At 41.5% G+C, this 20,332-nt stretch carries 17 protein-coding genes; 10 read left to right on the top strand and 7 right to left on the bottom strand.

Features of this window, described 5'->3' with window-relative positions; genetic code table 11:
- The first annotated feature begins 24 nt into the window (after positions 1-24).
- The 9 genes from rpoD (at position 25) to PULV_RS06360 (ending at position 11,869) form a co-directional block, all read left to right on the top strand.
- On the top strand, positions 25-1,872 hold the full coding sequence (gene rpoD, locus PULV_RS06320) for an RNA polymerase sigma factor RpoD (protein ID WP_086744551.1): 1,848 nt from the start codon (positions 25-27) through the stop codon (positions 1,870-1,872).
- Positions 1,873-1,948: 76 nt separating this feature from the next.
- The gene (gene prmA / locus PULV_RS06325; RefSeq protein ID WP_193331196.1) at positions 1,949-2,827 is read left to right on the top strand and encodes a 50S ribosomal protein L11 methyltransferase; all 879 of its coding nucleotides are present in this window, start codon (positions 1,949-1,951) and stop codon (positions 2,825-2,827) included.
- Positions 2,828-3,039: 212 nt separating this feature from the next.
- A complete protein-coding gene (gene dusB, locus PULV_RS06330; RefSeq protein WP_086744553.1) occupies positions 3,040-4,011 on the top strand; it encodes a tRNA dihydrouridine synthase DusB in 972 nt (323 codons plus the stop codon).
- A 17-nt stretch (positions 4,012-4,028) separates the two neighbouring features.
- Positions 4,029-4,319, top strand: a complete 291-nt coding sequence (fis, locus tag PULV_RS06335) for a DNA-binding transcriptional regulator Fis (RefSeq protein ID WP_002957804.1) — start codon at positions 4,029-4,031, stop codon at positions 4,317-4,319.
- Positions 4,320-4,472: 153 nt separating this feature from the next.
- A complete protein-coding gene (gene purH, locus PULV_RS06340) occupies positions 4,473-6,065 on the top strand; it encodes a bifunctional phosphoribosylaminoimidazolecarboxamide formyltransferase/IMP cyclohydrolase (protein WP_193331197.1) in 1,593 nt (530 codons plus the stop codon).
- Between the two features lie 147 nt (positions 6,066-6,212).
- Complete coding sequence (locus tag PULV_RS06345) at positions 6,213-7,037, top strand: class I SAM-dependent methyltransferase (RefSeq protein ID WP_193331198.1); 825 nt, start codon at positions 6,213-6,215, stop codon at positions 7,035-7,037.
- A gap of 10 nt (positions 7,038-7,047) precedes the next feature.
- Positions 7,048-8,334 (top strand): phosphoribosylamine--glycine ligase, encoded by a 1,287-nt coding sequence (gene purD / locus PULV_RS06350; RefSeq protein ID WP_086744556.1) that lies wholly within the window; start codon positions 7,048-7,050, stop codon positions 8,332-8,334.
- Positions 8,335-8,464: 130 nt separating this feature from the next.
- Entirely contained in the window at positions 8,465-11,011 is a 2,547-nt protein-coding gene (locus tag PULV_RS06355; protein WP_193331199.1) for an EAL domain-containing protein, read from the top strand.
- 45 nt (positions 11,012-11,056) lie between these two features.
- Positions 11,057-11,869, top strand: a complete 813-nt coding sequence (locus PULV_RS06360; protein WP_086744558.1) for a DUF2797 domain-containing protein — start codon at positions 11,057-11,059, stop codon at positions 11,867-11,869.
- Positions 11,870-12,036: 167 nt separating this feature from the next.
- Here the strand turns inward: PULV_RS06360 and PULV_RS06365 are convergent, their stop codons facing one another.
- Positions 12,037-14,583 carry an EAL domain-containing protein gene (locus PULV_RS06365; RefSeq protein ID WP_227009365.1) on the bottom strand — a complete coding sequence of 849 codons (2,547 nt, stop codon included), beginning with the start codon at positions 14,581-14,583 and terminating at the stop codon, positions 12,037-12,039.
- A 17-nt stretch (positions 14,584-14,600) separates the two neighbouring features.
- Between PULV_RS06365 and PULV_RS06370 the strand changes: the two genes are divergently transcribed.
- On the top strand, positions 14,601-14,978 hold the full coding sequence (locus PULV_RS06370) for a hypothetical protein (RefSeq protein ID WP_086744560.1): 378 nt from the start codon (positions 14,601-14,603) through the stop codon (positions 14,976-14,978).
- A gap of 3 nt (positions 14,979-14,981) precedes the next feature.
- On the opposite strand, the gene PULV_RS06375 is transcribed toward PULV_RS06370, so the two are convergent.
- The 6 genes from PULV_RS06375 to PULV_RS06400 all read right to left on the bottom strand — a co-directional run bounded on the left by PULV_RS06375 (position 14,982) and on the right by PULV_RS06400 (position 20,106).
- The gene (locus tag PULV_RS06375; protein WP_086744561.1) at positions 14,982-15,899 is read right to left on the bottom strand and encodes a histone deacetylase family protein; all 918 of its coding nucleotides are present in this window, start codon (positions 15,897-15,899) and stop codon (positions 14,982-14,984) included.
- 172 nt (positions 15,900-16,071) lie between these two features.
- Positions 16,072-17,619 (bottom strand): serine hydrolase, encoded by a 1,548-nt coding sequence (locus tag PULV_RS06380; RefSeq protein ID WP_193331200.1) that lies wholly within the window; start codon positions 17,617-17,619, stop codon positions 16,072-16,074.
- Positions 17,620-17,641: 22 nt separating this feature from the next.
- Positions 17,642-18,136, bottom strand: coding sequence for a gamma-glutamylcyclotransferase family protein (locus PULV_RS06385; protein ID WP_086744563.1), 495 nt, complete (start codon positions 18,134-18,136; stop codon positions 17,642-17,644).
- Positions 18,133-18,756 carry a LysE family translocator gene (locus PULV_RS06390; RefSeq protein ID WP_086744564.1) on the bottom strand — a complete coding sequence of 208 codons (624 nt, stop codon included), beginning with the start codon at positions 18,754-18,756 and terminating at the stop codon, positions 18,133-18,135. The genes PULV_RS06385 and PULV_RS06390 overlap by 4 nt, the downstream gene beginning before the upstream one ends.
- Complete coding sequence (locus PULV_RS06395) at positions 18,743-19,555, bottom strand: hypothetical protein (RefSeq protein WP_405127482.1); 813 nt, start codon at positions 19,553-19,555, stop codon at positions 18,743-18,745. The genes PULV_RS06390 and PULV_RS06395 overlap by 14 nt, the downstream gene beginning before the upstream one ends.
- An 80-nt stretch (positions 19,556-19,635) precedes the next feature.
- Entirely contained in the window at positions 19,636-20,106 is a 471-nt protein-coding gene (locus PULV_RS06400) for a CreA family protein (RefSeq protein ID WP_086744880.1), read from the bottom strand.
- Positions 20,107-20,332 lie beyond the last annotated feature (226 nt).

The raw sequence follows: 20,332 nt of genomic DNA on the forward strand, positions 1-20,332 counted from the left end.
TTCAAAGTGGAAGAGAAAATCTCTATGGAGCAAACTCCTCAGTCACAACTAAAACTCCTGATTCAAAAAGGTAAAGAGCAAGGCTATTTGACGTTCGCTGAAGTGAACGACCACCTTCCACAAGACATTATTGATTCAGATCAAGTTGAAGATATCATCAGTATGATCAACGACATGGGTATTCAGGTAAGCGAAAACGCCCCAGATGCCGATGAACTGATGATGCAAGAAACAACTACTGATGAAGATGCAGCTGAAGCTGCAGCAGCAGCGCTTGCTACTGTAGAAAAAGAGATCGGCCGTACAACTGACCCTGTCCGTATGTATATGCGTGAAATGGGCACCGTTGAGCTTCTAACCCGCGAAGGCGAAATCCAAATCGCCAAACGCATCGAAGAAGGTATCAACCAAGTACAAATTTCTGTCGCTGAGTACCCTGAAGCTATCACTTACCTTCTTGATCAATGGGATAAATACGAAGCTGAAGAAATTCGACTTAGCGATATTATCTCAGGGTTTTTCGATCCTGATGAAGAACAAATTCCAATAGCTGCGACTCACATCGGCTCTGAACTTAATGCTGAACAGCTCAAAGACGAAGACTCTGATCTTGATAGTGACGATGATGATGACGAAGACGAAGAAGAAGTTGATACAGGTCCAGATCCTGAAGAAGCCCGTGAAAACTTCGAAAAATTACGTGATCTTTACAACAAAGCTCGCGATATCTTCGAAGTAAAAGGACGTACTCATCCTGACGCAAAAGAAGCCATCGCTGAAATTGGTGACCTTTTCCGTACCTTCAAATTAATGCCAAAGCAATTTGACCGCATGGTGAATAACATGCGTGAAATGATGGACCGTGTTCGTGTTCAAGAACGCTTGATCATGAAGCAAGCATGTCAGATTGCAAAATTACCAAAGAAAACTTTCATCAAGCATTTTGCTAACAATGAAAGCAATGGCGAATGGCTCGAAATCGAAATCAACGCGGGTGAAAAATATTCAGCCAAACTTGAAGAGTGTCGTCCAGAAATTGAACGTAGTTTAAATAAACTACGTGGCATGGAGCAAACAACTGGTTTAAGCATCGAGCGAATTAAAGACATTAATCGCCGCATGAGCATCGGCGAAGCAAAAGCCCGTCGTGCTAAAAAAGAAATGGTTGAAGCTAACTTACGTCTTGTTATTTCAATAGCAAAAAAATACACCAACCGTGGTTTACAATTCTTGGATTTGATCCAAGAAGGTAACATTGGTCTAATGAAAGCGGTTGATAAGTTTGAATATCGCCGTGGTTATAAATTCTCGACTTACGCAACATGGTGGATCCGCCAAGCGATTACACGTTCAATTGCGGACCAAGCACGTACGATTCGTATCCCAGTACATATGATTGAAACGATCAATAAGCTCAATCGTATTTCACGACAAATGCTACAGGAAATGGGCCGTGAGCCAAACCCTGAAGAACTAGCTGAACGTATGATGATGCCTGAAGATAAAATTCGTAAGGTATTAAAAATAGCCAAAGAGCCTATTTCAATGGAAACCCCGATCGGTGATGATGAAGATTCTCACTTAGGTGATTTTATTGAAGATAGCACCATTGAATCACCCATTGATTCAGCGACAATGGAAAGCTTGAAAGGCGCAACACACGAAGTATTAGCGGGCTTAACAGCACGTGAAGCAAAAGTATTAAGAATGCGTTTTGGTATTGATATGAATACTGACCATACTTTGGAAGAAGTGGGTAAGCAGTTCGATGTAACCCGTGAACGTATCCGTCAGATTGAAGCTAAAGCGTTACGAAAATTACGCCATCCTTCACGTTCTGATTTACTTAAGAGCTTTTTAGATTTTAAATAATCGCCGAGCTTAAAACTGATTATAAAAGGCCGCTTAGCGGCCTTTTTTCTTCATTCATAATTAAAAGGTCACCAACATGGCTTGGATCCAAATCCGTATCAATGCGAACAAAGAAAATGCTGATCAAATTAGCGATTACTTAATGGAATGTGGCAGTGCCTCTGTTACCTTTATTGACGCTAAAGATACCCCTATTTATGAACCCCCCATAGGTGAAGTCATTTTATGGGCTGATACCACTGTTATTGGTTTATTTGATGCGAGCGAAGATATGCAAGCCGTTGTGCGCTTTTTATCATCACAGCCAGAGTTGTCGCAGCAATTTGTCTATAAAATCGAGCAATTAGAAGACAAAGACTGGGAAAGAGAGTGGATGGATAACTTTCACCCAATCAAATTTGGCGAACGCCTTTGGATATGCCCTAGTTGGCGAGATATCCCTGATCCAACCGCTGTTAATGTCCTATTAGATCCTGGTTTAGCGTTTGGCACTGGTACGCACGCAACGACGGCACTTTGCCTTGAATGGTTAGAAAGCCAAGACTTGACTGATAAAACAGTCGTTGATTTTGGTTGTGGCTCTGGCATTTTAGGTATTGCAGCAATTAAGCTAGGCGCAAAACGCGTGATTGGAATTGATATCGATCCACAAGCACTAGCTGCGAGCATAGATAACGCTGAGCGAAATAATGTGGCCGATCAACTCGAAGTCTATTTACCGCAAGATCAACCTGAATTTAGCGCTGATGTAGTGGTTGCGAATATTCTTGCAGCCCCACTTCGTGAGCTTCACTCTGTTATTTTAGGCTTGCTTAAGTCCGGTGGTGGACTCGCCCTATCAGGGATCCTCAATGAGCAAGGTCAATCCGTCGTCGATGTGTATCAATCATTATGTCATTTAGACCCTATCGAAGAAAAAGGCGAATGGGTTCGTGTCAGCGGTCGCAAACACTAAACCAGCTTTTAATGCCGACATCACCTGAATATGTGATCTGTCGGCATTAACTAGTTGTATTTTTTTTAACCATAAAAATGATTCTCTCAACCGCTTAGCGAAAGTCAATACATAAAGTTTAAAAAAAAACACTTTTGTTCAATTTATAGCCTTTGATTTTTGCAAAAAAAAACGTAAACTTAGCGCCCCTTAAATAGAGGCCTTTTAAAGCTGTGCGTATCGGTCCATATCAATTAGAAAACAATGTGATTGTCGCGCCTATGGCAGGCATTACTGACAGGCCATTTCGTCAACTTTGCCGTCGCTTAGGTGCTGGCTTAGCTGTATCTGAAATGCTGTCTTCTAATCCTGATGTTTGGAAAACTGAAAAATCGATGAGCCGAATGGATCATTCAGGTGAAACCGGTATTCGTTCGGTACAGATTGCAGGAGCCGATCCTGCGCTCATGGCTCAGGCAGCTCAATTTAATGTGGCAAATGGTGCTCAAATTGTTGATATCAACATGGGATGCCCAGCAAAGAAAGTGAATAAAAAACTTGCAGGTTCTGCACTGTTACAATATCCGGATTTAGTTGAGGAAATCGTTCAAGCTGTCATTGATGCAGTGGATGTTCCTGTAACACTTAAAATCCGCACAGGTTGGGATACCGATAATCGTAATGGTGTTGAAATTGCAAAAATAGCTGAACGCAATGGTATTGCTTCACTAGCTGTTCATGGACGCACAAAAGCGTGTATGTACAAAGGTGAGGCTGAATATCAAACCATCAGGGATATTAAGCGTTCAGTGTCTATACCTATTGTTGCCAATGGTGATATTACCTCACCAGAGAAAGCAAAGCAGGTCTTAGACTACACGGGCGCAGATGCCATCATGATTGGAAGAGCAGCACAAGGTCGCCCTTGGATTTTTAGGGAGACCGCTCATTATCTGAAAACAGGCGAATTACTCCCTACTCCTGAAATAGCAGAAGTAAGAAGTATTTTGATGGAACACATTGCAAACTTGCATGTATTCTATGGTTCAGTAATGGGGCCGCGTATTGCTCGAAAACATGTGTCCTGGTATTTGCAAGCTCATGATAAGGAAGGACAGTTTAGGCGAGTATTTAATGCACTTGAAACAATTAACCAGCAAGTTTCAGCATTAGACCAATACTTTGAAACACTAGCAGCAAATTAAGAAAGAGAAAGAATACAATGTTCGAACAAAATGTGACTTCTCCATTTATCACAAACCCACATGTTCAGTCACACGAAAAACCGCAACCATTACGCGATGCAGTTAAAAAAGCTGTGCATCACTACTTGAAACAGCTTAATGGCCAAGATGTGCAAGACGTTTATGACCTTGTTCTTTCTGAGCTTGAAGCACCATTACTTGAAGAAGTAATGACTTATACCCGCGGTAACCAAACGCGCGCGGCTATTTTATTAGGCATTAACCGTGGCACACTTCGTAAGAAGTTAAAAAAATACGGTATGAACTAATCACCAAGCAGCTTAGGCTGCATAAAAAGCACCCTCGGGTGCTTTTTTGTTACACAGATTTATACTTGTTCAAAAAGACCAGCGCTACTGGAAACAACTGTTAATGTTTAGCTTTTTTTGCTAACTCTATAATTTGAGGTAATCAAAACTACAATGGATACACTTCGTCCTATTCGCCGCGCACTATTAAGCGTGTCAGACAAAACTGGTATTGTTGAATTCGCACGCGCTCTTGCTGCAAAAGGGGTTGATATTCTATCAACTGGCGGAACCTGTAAGCTTTTAGCCGATAACGGCATCCAAGTAACAGAAGTATCTGATTACACCGGTCACCCTGAAATCATGGATGGCCGTGTTAAAACACTGCACCCGAAAATTCACGGTGGTATTTTAGCTCGTCGCGGTACAGACGAAGACGTGATGGCACAAAACAACATTTCTGAAATTGATATGGTTGTTGTCAATCTTTACCCATTTGCTGAAACTGTAGCAAAAGAAGGGTGTAGCTTAGAAGATGCGATTGAAAACATCGATATCGGCGGACCAACCATGGTTCGTGCTGCAGCTAAAAATAATAAAGACGTCACAATTATTGTTAATGCTGGTGATTACGATCGCGTATTAGCAGAAATGGACGCTAATGACGGTGCAACAACATACCAAACACGTTTTGATTTAGCGATTGCTGCTTTTGAACACACAGCACAATACGATGGAATGATCGCCAATTACTTTGGCACTAAAGTGCCTGATTACAGTGAAAATGCTGCTGAACATCCAGAATCAGCGTTTCCTCGCACAATTAATTTCCAATTCAAGAAAAAGCAAGATATGCGCTATGGTGAAAATTCACACCAAAATGCCGCTTTTTATGTTGAGAATGATGTCTCTGAAGCCTCTGTGGCCACTGCAAAGCAGTTACAAGGTAAAGCACTTTCTTACAACAATATCGCTGATACTGATGCAGCCCTTGAGTGCGTCAAAGAGTTTGCTGAACCAGCTTGTGTGATCGTAAAACATGCTAATCCGTGTGGTGTATCTGTAGGTGGCAACATTTTAGAGGCGTATGAGCGCGCATTTAAAACTGACCCAACATCCGCATTTGGTGGCATCATAGCTTTTAACCAAGAGTTAGATGCCAATACTGCTGAAGCAATCGTTTCACGTCAGTTTGTTGAAGTGATTATCGCACCGAGCGTTTCTGAAGACGCGGCACAAATAGTTGCAGCAAAACAAAACGTTCGTTTATTAGAGTGTGGTCAGTGGTCTGGTAAAACAACCGGTCACGATATCAAGCGTGTTAACGGTGGTATCTTGGTACAAGATCGCGATTTGGGCATGGTGACGCAAGGCGATTTAACTGTTGTTTCTAAACGCCAGCCAACAGAGCAAGAGCTAAACGATTTAATGTTTAGCTGGAAAGTGGCTAAGTTTGTTAAATCAAATGCGATTATCTATGCACGAGATGGCATGACCATTGGTGTAGGTGCAGGCCAAATGAGCCGTGTTTACTCAGCCAAAATTGCAGGCATTAAAGCTGCCGATGAAAGTTTAGAAGTCAAAGGCTCTGTCATGGCGTCTGATGCCTTCTTCCCATTTCGCGATGGGATTGATGCAGCGGCAGATGCAGGGATCACCGCGGTTATTCAACCAGGTGGCTCAATGCGCGATGATGAAGTAATCGCTGCAGCTAATGAGCATGGAATGGCAATGGTCTTTACTGGCATGCGTCATTTCCGTCACTAAGCACAATCAATCACGACAAGCTAAGCCTCTTAGCTTGTCGTTATCATTGGTAATACCGTCACACTCTTATTGTAAAAGTGATAGCCAGCAACATTTTTTCTGCTATTTTTGTTAGCATAAAAATGATAACAATTGAGAATTCAGATAATGCCACGCTTTAAAACAGCGCTTAGTGCAACTTTAGCTTTAGTCTTAACAGCTTGTGCCAGTACAGATATCAATACCTTATTAACCGATGCAAGCCAAGATACGCTTCGCAGTCATGAAAATCGAGGTCGTGATGTTTATCGCCACCCGATAGACACTCTGACATTTTTTGGTTTAGAGCCAACAATGACAGTGGTTGAAATTTGGCCTGGTGGCGGTTGGTACACCGATATTCTAGCCCCAGCTCTTAAAGAACATGGTATGTACTATGCCGCACACTTTCCAGCTGATTCGCAAGTGAAATATTATCAACGCGCGCTATATAGCTTTGATGATAAGCTCAAAAGCAATCAAGCGTTTAGTGATGTTAAAGTCTCAGAATTTTACCCAGGTACCCATCATTCAATTGCCCCAGCGCAAAGTGCTGATATGGTGCTTACTTTTAGAAATCTACACAACTGGTATATGCAACGTGATTTGGAAGGCGTCAATAACGCGTTTCAAGCTTTTTACACCGCACTAAAACCAGGTGGGATTTTAGGAGTGGTCGATCATCGCCTCCCTGAAGATCGAGATGAAAAAAAAGCTAAACGCTCAGGGTATGTCAAAGAGAGTTGGGTTATCGCTCTAGCTGAACAAGCAGGCTTTGAACTTATCGATAAAAGTGAAATTAATGCAAATCCACTTGATACTGCCGAGCATGAAAAAGGGGTCTGGACCTTACCTCCTCGCCTCGCTCTTGGCGAACAAGATGCTGAAAAATATCGCGCCATCGGTGAAAGTGATCGCATGACACTCAAATTTAGAAAACCAGATAACAAATAGGGATCTCCTTGTGAATGTACTTGTAATTGGTAGTGGTGGTCGTGAACATGCACTTGCATGGAAAGCGGCACAATCAACAAAAGTAAACAAAGTATTCGTCGCGCCTGGCAACGCTGGCACAGCGCTTGAAGCTAAATTAGAAAATATCGCTATTGGTGTTGAAGACTTAGACGGGTTACTCGCCTTTGCTCAACAAAATGCGGTCGCCTTAACCATTGTTGGGCCAGAAGTCCCACTCGTAATGGGTGTAGTTGATAAGTTTCGTGCAGCTGAGATGGCCATTTTTGGCCCTACGGCTGGAGCGGCTCAATTAGAAGGCTCAAAGTCATTCACTAAAGACTTTTTAGCACGTCATAACATCCCAACTGCAGACTACCAAACTTTCGAGCAAATTGAGCCCGCTTTGGCTTACTTAGCCGAAAAAGGTGCACCTATCGTCATCAAAGCCGACGGTTTAGCCGCTGGTAAAGGTGTGATTGTAGCAATGACCGAAGCTGAAGCTGAAGAAGCCATTCGCGATATGCTCGCTGGGAATGCATTTGGTGAAGCCGGAAGCCGTGTAGTCATCGAAGAGTTTCTAACCGGTGAAGAAGCCTCATTCATTGTGATGGTTGATGGTAAAAATGTACTGCCGTTTGCAACATCACAAGATCACAAACGCGCTTATAACCAAGATCAAGGTCCAAATACAGGTGGCATGGGTGCCTATTCTCCTGCGCCAGTTGTAACCGATGAAATTCACCAGCGCATTATGAATGAAGTTATTCATCCAACGGTTGAAGGAATGGCTGCTGAAGGCCACCCTTACACTGGCTTTTTATACGCTGGTTTAATGATTGATGCTGACGGCACTCCAAAAGTAATCGAATACAACTGCCGCTTTGGTGATCCAGAAACACAACCTATGATGCTGCGTTTGCAATCAGATTTGGTTGAGCTGATCGAAGCTGCAAATCGTGTCGAGCTTGATAAAACAACGATTGAATTTGATTCACGTGCAGCGGTCGGTGTGGTACTTGCCGCAGCTGGTTATCCAGGTGATTACCCGAAAGGTGATGTGATCTCAGGGCTAAAAGTTGATTATGCTGAAGGTCAAAAAGTCTTTCATGCTGGCACTAAACAAGTTGGTGATGACATCGTCACCGCTGGCGGTCGTGTCTTGTGTGCAACAGCGTTAGGACATACCGTTACACAAGCGCAACAAGCTGCTTATGAATTAGTTAAAGAAGTTCATTGGGCTGGTGTTGAATACCGCACAGATATTGCCTACCGCGCCATAGAGCGTGAAAAGAGCTAAGTAGCGTTTTATTGTTAGGGTGCAACCATGCACCCTACTTTTCTTCCCTAGCCTTTTCAATTGTCATTTCAGGCTGTACCCGTCTACACTTTGCACTGCTATTCATGTAAAAGTAATTTCTAGAGCCTTAATGCCAGTACCCAATTTAATCAAATACATCATTCCAGCGATCATTCTTTTTATCCTGTGTATGTTAATTAGTGTCATGATAGGGCATATCGGTGATCCGACCCAACGCACCATCAACCGCACGCAAATCATCTATACGCAAACAGCCTTTTTTATCGATTCTGACAATAAAGTTACGTTAAATGATCATCTTCGCGATCCTTGGTTAATGGTCAAAGATGATTGGCAGCATATTCCTTGGAGTTTTGAACAGCACACTTATTGGCTAAAAATCACTCTAACCAGTCGTGACCCTCACGATACACAGCTTTTTGCCCACTTTGACAACCCCATGCTTGATGAACTCGATGTGTATCAGCTCGATGAGCATAAAAATATGATAAAACAATTGGCGTTAGGTGATACACGCCAAGGGTTAACGCTTGCACAGCGCAGCATTCCAACATTCGATTTAATATTAAAGGCCCAGAGCAGGACTGACTTATATATTCGTATAAAAACCACAGGGATAGCCAAAACCCCAATCAAAATTTATAACCACGACGAATATGGACGCTTAAAAGAAAAAATTCATTTAATTTGGGGGATCTTTATTGGTATCTGCGTGATGATCGCCTTATACAACCTTGTCTTATTTTTTGCCATAAAAGACACTGTTTATCTATTTTATATTGGTTATATCATTTCAGTCTTAGTGTTAATGGGTGTCGTGTTAGGTTTTGGTCACTATATCTGGCCAATACCTGTCATGGCGTTCATTCATAAATATGTTATCGCCAGTAATTTTACTATTGCCATTTTCTCGTTATTATTTGCTTTATCTTTTTTGCGTTACCATACCCATAAAGGTCGTCTGTATCAGATCTCGCGCAATTTTTTAATCCTAATGATGTTGCTGACACTGCTTTCTTTTTGGCTGCCAGAATATCAAGCGGCACCACTGTTTTTTTGTTGTTTAGGGATTTTGTACTTTTTAAGTTTTACGTTAATTGGCTATAAAATCAGGCTCGGATTTCGTTGGGCTAAGTTTTACATTGTTTCGTGGATCCCTTTAATCTGCACCGCTCCTATCCAGCCGTTGATGCTCACGGGGAAAATTGAATACACATTTTTAACCAGTTATGCTTTTTTAATTGGTGTGCTGCTCGAGATTATTTTAATGGCGATGGCTTTGGCTGACAGAATGCGCTATCAAAAAGAAAAAGCGCTCTACAATGCCACACATGAAATTACCACTGGGTTACCTAACCTAAATCAATTAGAGATCACACTTGAATCTTTACAAGCCCAACAGCGTAAGTTCAGCCTGTGTGTGATCGAGATCTCCAACTTTAACTCTATTGCCCCTTATATCAGTAATCAAGAAACAGACAAGTTGGTGCTTAAGGTCGTGAATGACATAAGCGCACAAATCAATCTCGATCGGCGTTTTATCCCTTTTGAACATAAACATGGCCACCCCATCAAAGTCGCAAAAGCTCGCGATGGTGTGCTCGCCATTTTGGCGCATCGTTTTATTAATCTACAAGCACTGCAGCTGCAGCTTGAAAAAATGCAGCTTACCATCAACAAAGACTTAACTCTGAGTGGACTGTTTATCAATCTCGATACACATATTGGCGTATGTGATCACCCTGCCACTACGACCTTGGTTTCCCACATTATTAGCCAGAGTTTTCAAGCTCTTGCTCAAGGGAAAAGAGCAGGTAAAGAAATTTGTATTTACGCTGAAGATGAGCATTTTAATGTTGCACAGCGGCTCACGCTCGCGACAGATTTACAACAAGCAATCCGTAATAATCAGCTCGAACTATACCACCAGCCGCAAATTAACCTTCATAACAATACCGTCGAAGGCTCTGAAGTGTTGTTACGCTGGCAGCACCCTACGCTAGGTTTTATTCCACCAGATCAGTTTATTCGCATTGCCGAAGACACAGGGGTGATTAATGAACTAAGTTTGTGGGTTATCGAAACTACATTTAAACAGCTAAAAGAGCTATTATCCCATGGGTTTCAACAGCATAAGGTGTCTATAAACATTAGTGGTAAGGATATTACCATGCGTGGTTTTCTGACTAAGGTCACCAACCTCATTGCAAATCACGATATTCCGTCACACTTAGTGAACTTAGAACTAACAGAATCTGTGATGGTCAGTGACTTTAATTTACTCAGCGAGCTGATGAAGGCTTTTTCGAATATGGGAGTGAATGTCTCAGTTGACGATTATGGTACTGGCTATTCGTCTTTAGCTTATATTTCACAATTACCATTTAATGAACTCAAAATAGATAAAAGCTTCATTCTCGACTTAGTTGAATCACCCCGAAATTTAACCATAGTTAAAAATACAATCGACATGGCTAAACATTTAAATCTGACGGTCGTCGCTGAAGGGGTAGAATCTAATCTCGTCGAGCAAAAACTAAGAGACTTCAATTGTGACATAGTACAAGGCTATCACTACAGTAAACCACTGCCATTCAATGATTACCTAACTTGGTTAGATAACTATCAAAAGCATGTAATAAACCAAGTTTATTAATTTAGAATTTGCTAGTATGGTTGCTTGATTAAAAGGGGCCAATCAATGCAGGGTACATTAAAAAAACTCAAATCAAGTTTAACCACACCAATCCAATATCAACTACCTATCGGCGATCAAGTCGTTGATATAAATCCTTTAATTGGTAAACCACTCACTTTAAGCTTTACCGGTAACATTTATTGCAGCCATTGCGCCAAAAAAACTAAAAAAAGTTATGCGCAAGGTCACTGCTTTGTATGTATGCGAAAACTCGCCAGTTGCGATATGTGCATTATGAAACCAGAAACTTGCCACCACGCACAAGGAACATGTAAAGAGCCTCAGTGGGGTGAAGATAACTGCATGATCCCACACTATGTTTACCTTGCGAATACTTCCGGATTGAAAGTCGGCATTACCCGACATACCCAAATCCCTACTCGCTGGATTGATCAAGGAGCCACTCAAGCGCTACCTATATTTAAAGTGCAAACTCGTTTGCAATCAGGTTTAGTCGAAGTCGCATTAGCCGAGTTTATTGCTGATAAAACCAATTGGCGCAATATGCTTAAAGGCCAAAATGATGTTATTGATTTAAAAGCCGCAGCCAGTGAACTCATTCCGCAAATTCAAGACAAACTCGATGAACTCGCGCAGTTATTTGGCGCAACTGCAATTGAGGTGCTCAATGAAGAAGTGGTTGATTTAAGCTACCCAGTTCAGGTTTATCCAAAGAAAATTAGCTCATTTAATTTTGATAAAGATCCCAGTATTTCTGCAGTTCTTCTCGGAGTTAAAGGCCAGTATCTCATTTTTGATACAGGCGTCATTAACATCCGAAAATTTACATCTTATGAAGTAAGTATTGATTTTTAGCATGTTAAGCTGAGCTCTGGGTATTTAATTGCTTACCCTGAGTTCAGCTAAAGATCTCTAGGGTCATCACCTATTTATGGGGAACAACCACACCACATAGGTGTTGCCTTGCCTAAATACCAAACAGGCAGCTGCAAATTTAACCCTGAAAGGTCAACAGACCCTAGTTAAATGCAAGGATGATTGTACTGTTTAATGAAGGCCGTACACTCATGTGCTGTCAGTGGTTCACTGAAAAAGTAACCTTGAATCACTGGGCACTGTAATTGTTTTAAGAAATGTAATTGTTTCTCTTGTTCGACCCCTTCAGCAACTAAACCTAAATGTAAACTTTTTGCCAAAGCGATAATCGCCGAAACAATTTGGCTATTCCCGTACTCCTCAGGAATATTCGCAATGAAACTAGCGTCAATTTTTAATGTATTGATTGGTAATTGCGTCAAATAACTCAGTGCCGAAAATCCAGTACCAAAATCATCTAATGCGATTTTTATTCCCAATTCATTTAGCTCTTCCAGAACCGATTTCGCTTCGCTCAAAGAACAAATAAAGCTACTCTCGGTGATTTCTATTTCTATCCGATTGGCTGGAATTTGCCATTGTAACAGTGCATTTTTTATCGCCAGTACTAAGTTTCCCTGCGAAAAATGCAAAGCCGATATGTTTATTGCCACATGCTCAAAGGGGATATCTTGTGCTATCCACAGCTGCACTTGCTGACATGCTCGGTTAATCACCCACAAATCGAGCTCAACAATCAAACCGAGTGACTCTGCTATTGGAATAAATTGGGCAGGTGAAATAGCGCCAAGCTCATTGCATTGCCATCGAATTAACGCCTCAACCCCCGCTATTTGATTGCTATTGATATTGATTTTAGGTTGATAAAACAGCTCAAATGCATCAGTCCGTAATGCTTTTTTAAAATGTGTTTCCAACGCCAGTCTTTCTAATGAGCGTGTATTCATCACAGGTTTATATAAATGAAAGGCATTTCGACCTAGCTCTTTACTGCGATACATGGCAATGTCAGCATGCTTCAATAAGTTGTGTGAATCTGTTGCATCTGTAGGATAAACGGCTGCGCCAATTGAGGTGGTAATCGAGACATCGAGGCCATTGAGCTTAAATGGAGCTTTTAATTGCGACAGTAATACATTTGCAAATGTGGTCAATTGCTCTTCGTCCTTCACATTAGTGAGTAATAATGTGAATTCGTCGCCACCTAAACGGGCCAATGTATCCCCTTCATGAACACATTTTTGGAGACGTTCGGCCACTTGCTTTAAGAGAACATCACCAACATTGTGTCCCATAGTGTCATTAATTTGTTTAAAATGATCGAGATCGAGGAACATCACGGCTAACTTGCTTTTATCTCTGTGGGCCATCGACAAAGCCATATCTAGACGATCGCTAAACAGCCGACGATTTGGTAAATGTGTAAGTTCATCAAAGTAGGCCAGTGAAATAATCCGCTTTTCGGCTTTTTTTCGCTCGGTAATATCGCTAAAAATAGCAGCATAAAGTAACTCATCATCAGGCTCTTTGATTTCGATAATCGTCAGCCACTCCAGATAGACCTCACCAGTTTTCTTTTTATTCCAAATTTCTCCTTGCCACATATGCTCACGGCGTAAAGAGGCCCACATTTGATCATAAAAAGCTTGATCATGCTTGCCTGAACTTAAAATACTCGGCGTCTGGCCAACCACCTCATGCGCTGTATATCCAGTGAGTGTCGTAAATGCTGGGTTAACTTGAAAAATAGTGCCATGACAATCTGTAATCATCACCCCATCTAATGATGCATTGATAATTTGCTTGGCTAAAAACAGACTCTTTTGAGACGCTTTGAGTGCTTGATTACGTTGCGTCAATGCCATCTCTAATTCAGTCATGTAGGCGACTTCAATATCTGTAATGATATGACTCAGGGATAACATGCCGCATATTTTTTCATCTGAATTAACAACCACTAAATGACGAATGTGATTATCTGTCAACTGTTGATAAGCACGATACAAACTTGTTTCTTTTGTCACTGTTTCTAAAGGCCAACTCGCTAATGACCAGCATGAATGTTGAATATGTTCGCTCGCCACCACATTGAGTAAATCACGCTCTGTGATAATGCCCATTTGTTGTAATGATGCATTAAACACTAACACAGCATTTACTTGTCGCTCATGCATATAACGGGCAACCGTATCGATACCATCTGTCGCAGGTAAAACAGGCACGTTTCGATCATAACTTTGGTCGACTAACCTGAAATTAAGATAATGCTCAAGTCCTTGGTTTCTAACGACATCGCTTAAGCTAATCATGCCACACGGTCGATCATTTTCGTCAACGACCAATAAATGACGAATATGATGCTGATGATACACAGCAGCTACATCACTCAAAGGTGCACACTTAGAAATATGTAGGACTGGCTGGCTCATAAACTCTATGATGGGCTGAGCAGAGTAAGCTGTGGCGGTAAAATCTATTTTCCTACAGTCTGATTCTGTCCAAATCCCTATAATCTCTTGATTTTCATTGGCAATAAAAACGGCACTCACATCATGCTTTCGCATCTGTACTGCAGCCTGCTGCAGTGTCATCGAGATATCACAGGTTATTAGTTGAGTTGACATCACTTGCGCAACTCGGATCCTTTGAGCATTGAACTGCATTCTTAGCGCCATTTTATGAAATAAAAACATGGATCACTTTAACAAATTTGGCGTATAGTGAAATTGATGAAGAACAAGGTACATTACAAAAAGCAGATTATTTTCAAAAAGGAATGATAATGCCGAGCTTCCCTATTTTATGCTTTACTGTTGGCTTTGATGAAATCAGTTATTTTGCGAAACAAACCACCTTGAATGAATATCTCGAAAGTCTACCGACCAGCATGCATCAAGATTTACGTTTAGTGTGTCAAAATGGTATGGAGTACGATGGTGCGTTCAACCCCCTAGGGCAAGTGCCACTTGAAGATTTTAGCCATAAAGTGAAGCACACCTTAGTATTAGAAGGGCAATGCTGTATCGATAAAGTACAGTTAAATGATTACGATCAGGGCTTTGCTCTGTTAGCCGAATTTGCCCAATAACAGCTAGCCATGCGCCAAAGCTTTTATATGCTCTGTTACGCTGCGGCCTAAGGAAGATAAATCGTAGCCTCCTTCAAGCATTGAAATAACGCCTTTGCTATTGCACGATTTGCTCAATTGAATCACTTGCTCGGTAAACCAAGTATAGTCAGCCTCAACTAACGTCAGTCCGCCCATATCATCTTCTAAATGAGCATCAAAGCCTGCACTGATAAAAATAAGTTCAGGATTAAATAATGTCAGCGCAGGTAACCAGCGGTTCATCACAATCGTTCGCAACTCATCGCCACCTTGACCTGCACTTAATGGGGAATTGAGTATGTGTGCGGTACTATCAATTGCCGTATTCGGGTAAAAAGGATGTTGAAACAACGAACAAAACATCACTCGTTCATCTCCAACGAAGATATCTTGAGTCCCATTTCCATGGTGCACATCAATATCTAATATTGCGATACGCTGAACCCCTAAATTCAATGCATATTGAGCTGCAATCGCCAGATTATTCACCACACAAAACCCAGATGACGTGTCTTTATTAGCATGATGCCCAGGCGGCCTGACGGAACAAAAAGCAGCATCTAATTGACCCGAGATAATTTCATCAACAGCCAACACACCCGCACCAACTGCTCGCTCAATGGCTTTAAAGCTATCAGGACACAGCCATGTATCGCCATCTAAATCTTGTAAACCATCCAGTGGAATGTTACCCAAAATATGCTTTATGTGTTCATCACTATGAACGAGTCCGATATGTTCCAACGTGCCTTTAGGTGCAAGCTTATGTTGTACTTCCAGATCAACACCGGATGCTAACAACCGATCTGAAATGGCATCAAGCCGCTCAGGACATTCAGGATGCTCTGCAGTCATTTTATGTTTTCGACAAGCCGGATGAGAAATGATTGCTGTACGCATGATGATTACCTGAAAAATATAAAATTGTAAAAGGCAGTGTTTATATTGATTTAGCTATGTATCCAACACCGAGGCCGAGATAAACACAGTACAAACATTGAATAATCGCTTATTGAAGGGTAACAAAGCCATCTTGTGATGGCTTTGCGACTTTGGTCGGTTATGAAGTGCTTTATTTCGATTTCACTTTCAAGTGTAAGTTATGAAAATCAAAACTAAAGTCAGTAATGGCTGGTGAGACAGCCCGCATTGTCACGCTTTTTACCGAGTTATCTGCATTGAGTTGAAATTCCACAAAGGCATCAGCTTCTAATAACTTTTCATCCCAACGTGCAATAAAAGTATTACCATTGTAATGCTCTAATGTGCCTTTTAAGCGTGCGGTATGGGTAAAATCAATTCTTAAATTACCTTTTTCATCAGTAATATTTATATCGCCATACCAAGCATCTTGATAAGCATTCGCGTAGATTGCATTCGGCAAAGCGGCTTGTTTATTTTTTACTGCTGCCAACTGAGATTGAGCATACGCTTTTTCTTTACCTTCAAAATGTTTGATGGCCAGCTCTTCAACCCAGTCTTTATCTTCAAGTCCTAATGCATCCTCAAGAACTTCATGAGTAATCGCAGATAAAGCACTAAATGCCTGCTGATTTGATAAGACAACTATTCCAAGCTCTTTTTCTGGTAATAACGTAACTTGCGAGACCATGCCTAAGATCCCTCCTCCATGGGCCATTTTTTTATAGCCATGATAATCTTCTATGCTCCAGCCAAGCCCATAGCCTCTAAACTGTTGACGATATGCATCAAACGCTCTTTTCGATGCTTTACTGGTAATATGCAAATGCCACATTTCTTGCTGTGACTTTTCACTAAATAAAGCTTCACCGCTTGGTAATTTACCTTCATTAAGTTGTAGACGTAACCACTTACTCATGTCGGCCACGCTCGATGCTATCGCCCCTGCACCACGGAAATCTTCAAGGTAATTAACAAAAAAAGGAGTTAACTGACCTTCCATCGGAATGTGCCCTGTTGCCCAATTGCCATTACTTTTTGGAATACGTGAAAAGCCCGCCTTTGAATCATGCATGGCTAAAGGCGCAAGTATCTTTTGCTCAATAAAATCTTGCCAAGATTGACCCGACACACGTGCAACCACTTCACCGGCAGTCACAAACATTAAGTTGTTATAGGCATACTGACTACGAAAGCTGGAATCAGGCTGTAAATGCTGTAAACCCGCTAAAATCTCTTTAACTGTTTTGTCGGTATCTGGCCAAATAAGTAAATCACCTTCTCCCAACCCTAAGCCACTGCGATGACTTAATAAATCACGAATGCGCATTTCACGGGTTACATATGGGTCGGCGAGTCGAAACTCTGGAATATGATCAATAACGCGGTCATCCCAGCTCAGCTTACCTTGCTCAATTAACATAGCCAATGCAGCACTTGTAAAAGCTTTAGTATTAGAGGCGATTCCAAATAAAGTCTGTGCTGTGACCGCTTTTTTCGTATCAAGGTGCGCCACGCCAAAACCTTTAGCCAACACAACCTGATCATTTTGCACCACAGCGACCGCCATACCTGGCACATTAAAACGCGCCATTGACTTTTCGATGACTGCTGAGAGTTTGTCTGCATCAACCTCTGCGGTACTATTAAAAGACAGTAACCCTAAGCCAATAGCCGCAGCTAAGAAACATCGTTTCATGGACTTTCCTTATTTGTTTTATTTATTTTTGATGGATTGCAAATTCTCGAGCTGCACGCGTTTTATCAGGGTCGACTTTCACAGCTTGCTGCTTAATTTTGTCAATGTACTCTTTGGGTAGCTCAGCCTCAATTGCTCCCGCAATAACATGCTGCAAATACCAATCATAAGGTAAAATTGAGTCATCGAGCATGTTGGCCACATAACAATACGCTTCAAAAGTTTGACCGTTATGTGTGGCCTTAATTTGAGCTTGAGAATAACGCGCTCCCTCAATTTCATCTAGGATTGCTTTTTCATCTTCGTTGAGAGCATACAATACACCATAGAGAATATCTTGCGGATCGCCGGTATAAAATGCATCACATTTACCTGATTCATCTACACCTAATTTATGATAAGCCAATTGGTAACCTGTTACCGTGGCAACTCCAATATGAGTGGCATTAGGCAGGCGAGCAAATAAACGCTTGGTAGACATATTTGAACCATATGCCAAGTTATAATATGTTTTCATGACCACACAACCCTTATTGCTAACACTAAAAGAACCACGCCAATTGCGCGATCAAACCAATGGCCACTGCGCAAAAAAAAGTGGCGAACGGCATGCTTACTTAATACCAGCGACAACCCCGAAAACCATACCCACGTGGCAATGGCCATATAAACACCATAACTGATCTGTACGGCAGTCGGTGTGGTGGGATTAATCACTAAAGTAAACAGCGACAAGAAAAAAAGCGTCGCTTTTGGATTCAGGGCATTGGTTAAAAAGCCCTTCACAAAAGAGCGCCTCACAGATTCAGCCTTTAATACCTGTGCGCTTTGTTCATCTAAAGACTTATTTGCTGTTGACTGCAGTGCTTGAAATGCCATAAAAGCCAAATAAGCCGCTGCCAGGTATTTGAGCCAATTAAATAGCGTTTCTGATTGTGAAATCACCAGAGCCACACCTAACAAGCAATAAGTAACATGCACTAAAATCCCCAGCCCAACACCTACACTGGCAAATAATGCATTGCGTCGGCCATAGCTGATGCTTTGTTTTAAAATAATCGCAAAATCAGGCCCAGGGCTGGCAACTGCAAAAAAGTGCGCCAGCGCAATTAAAATGAACTCATCAAGATACGCCATTTGCTCTCGCTTTATCTAACAAAGCTAAGAATATCGGCTCTGGAGTGTGCGCTAAGCGCTCTTCAATTTGCTTCATCGCTTTTTTATATTGGCTGCGTAGATGAGGCTTTAATTGCGCCGCCACCTTACGTTTATCGCTTCCTTTTAACGCCGATACTAACGCTAAGCACATCAGGTTTTCAGTTTCTGGTAAGCTCGCTTGACGATTGGCATAAGGGTTATAACACGAGCCACAGCCCCCTTTAAATTGATAAGCAGTATTACTGAGCATCACCCCAAATCCTAAAAAATGGGCTAACAAGTCAGTTGCTTGAGGTAAAAAGGCTTCACCACCAGGGGGCAACACCCCTTTTTGTTTAATCAGGATCATCGCCATCGCCTGCGCAAAGCTTGCGATTAAATCTTGCGGTTGGTTTATTTGCTGAGGATTAAACGAAATTAAAATAGGCTGATTTACAGGCACCACTAATTGAGCGAACTCTCCTCTACTAGCTCCAACAAATTGCATTTTTGGAAAAACATTAGGAGCTAATTGGTTTGGGGCCACTAAACGTAACGGCCAATGCTGCATACCCGCATATTTTACCACTTGTTCAAACACCTGCTGTGCCATTGCATCGATTGAGCTGACTTGACCCGGAAAATACTGATTGGTTGGCAAGACAACTTGCGTTTGATCAATGAAAAAATGGCCATCAAAATGCTCAAAAGCCCAAACAAAGGTATCCATTATCCATTGATTTTCATTCTCACTGAGTAACGGTTTTGACTTAAACGTATCGGTTATAAAAGACAGCATGATTTCCAACTACTTAAAACTGTAAAGTGACAATACTACGAATTAACAATGCAAAAGTATCAACAATGGCGCAATCACTATTATTGATTAATTTGATGCGCTTGAGCCCATTGCCACGCTTGAGTGTTGTACAAAGGCACTGTCGATAGCGCATGGTGATGGCTACCACTGGATTCTTTAGTTGAATACGACAAATACATCAGCGTCCGGCTCGGTGAATCATATATACGACGTACTTTTAGGCTTTTAAACAAAATACTTTTCGATTCTTTGAACACGACCTCTCCGTCTTTAGAAAAATCGATGTTTGCCATTTGTTCAGCTGTAATTGGGCCTGTTTGGCGACATGCAATCGACATATCTGAAGGATCGGCAAAATCTAAATCCGCTTCAATATGACTAATGTGGCAAGTAATACCGGGCAACTTAGGATCTGTTTTAGCTTTAATGACCACATCTTTGGTAGTAAATAACCCTAAACTCACTTTGCCCGCATCATCAGAACACCCCACCAGTGAAAACAGCAATGCGCCGCACGTCAGTAATTTCATCTTCATAATCTCGTACCCTTTATAACTAAACGATCCTGATAGAGCATCATAAAGAGGAAGAGCAGTAAAAAGCAATAAAGATTAGTTAAATAGCGCCAGGTAAGAGTAAAGCTCAGCTATTAGTACCTATAAAGGCTGAATTTATGAAAAATAGCGTGCATCAAGAATTCAATTATTGACTACGCTCATACCAATATGCAGAGATTAAGAACAAACTCTTAAAATT

The sequence above is a fragment of the Pseudoalteromonas ulvae UL12 genome (genome assembly GCF_014925405.1).
Classification (GTDB): Bacteria; Pseudomonadota; Gammaproteobacteria; order Enterobacterales; family Alteromonadaceae; genus Pseudoalteromonas; species Pseudoalteromonas ulvae.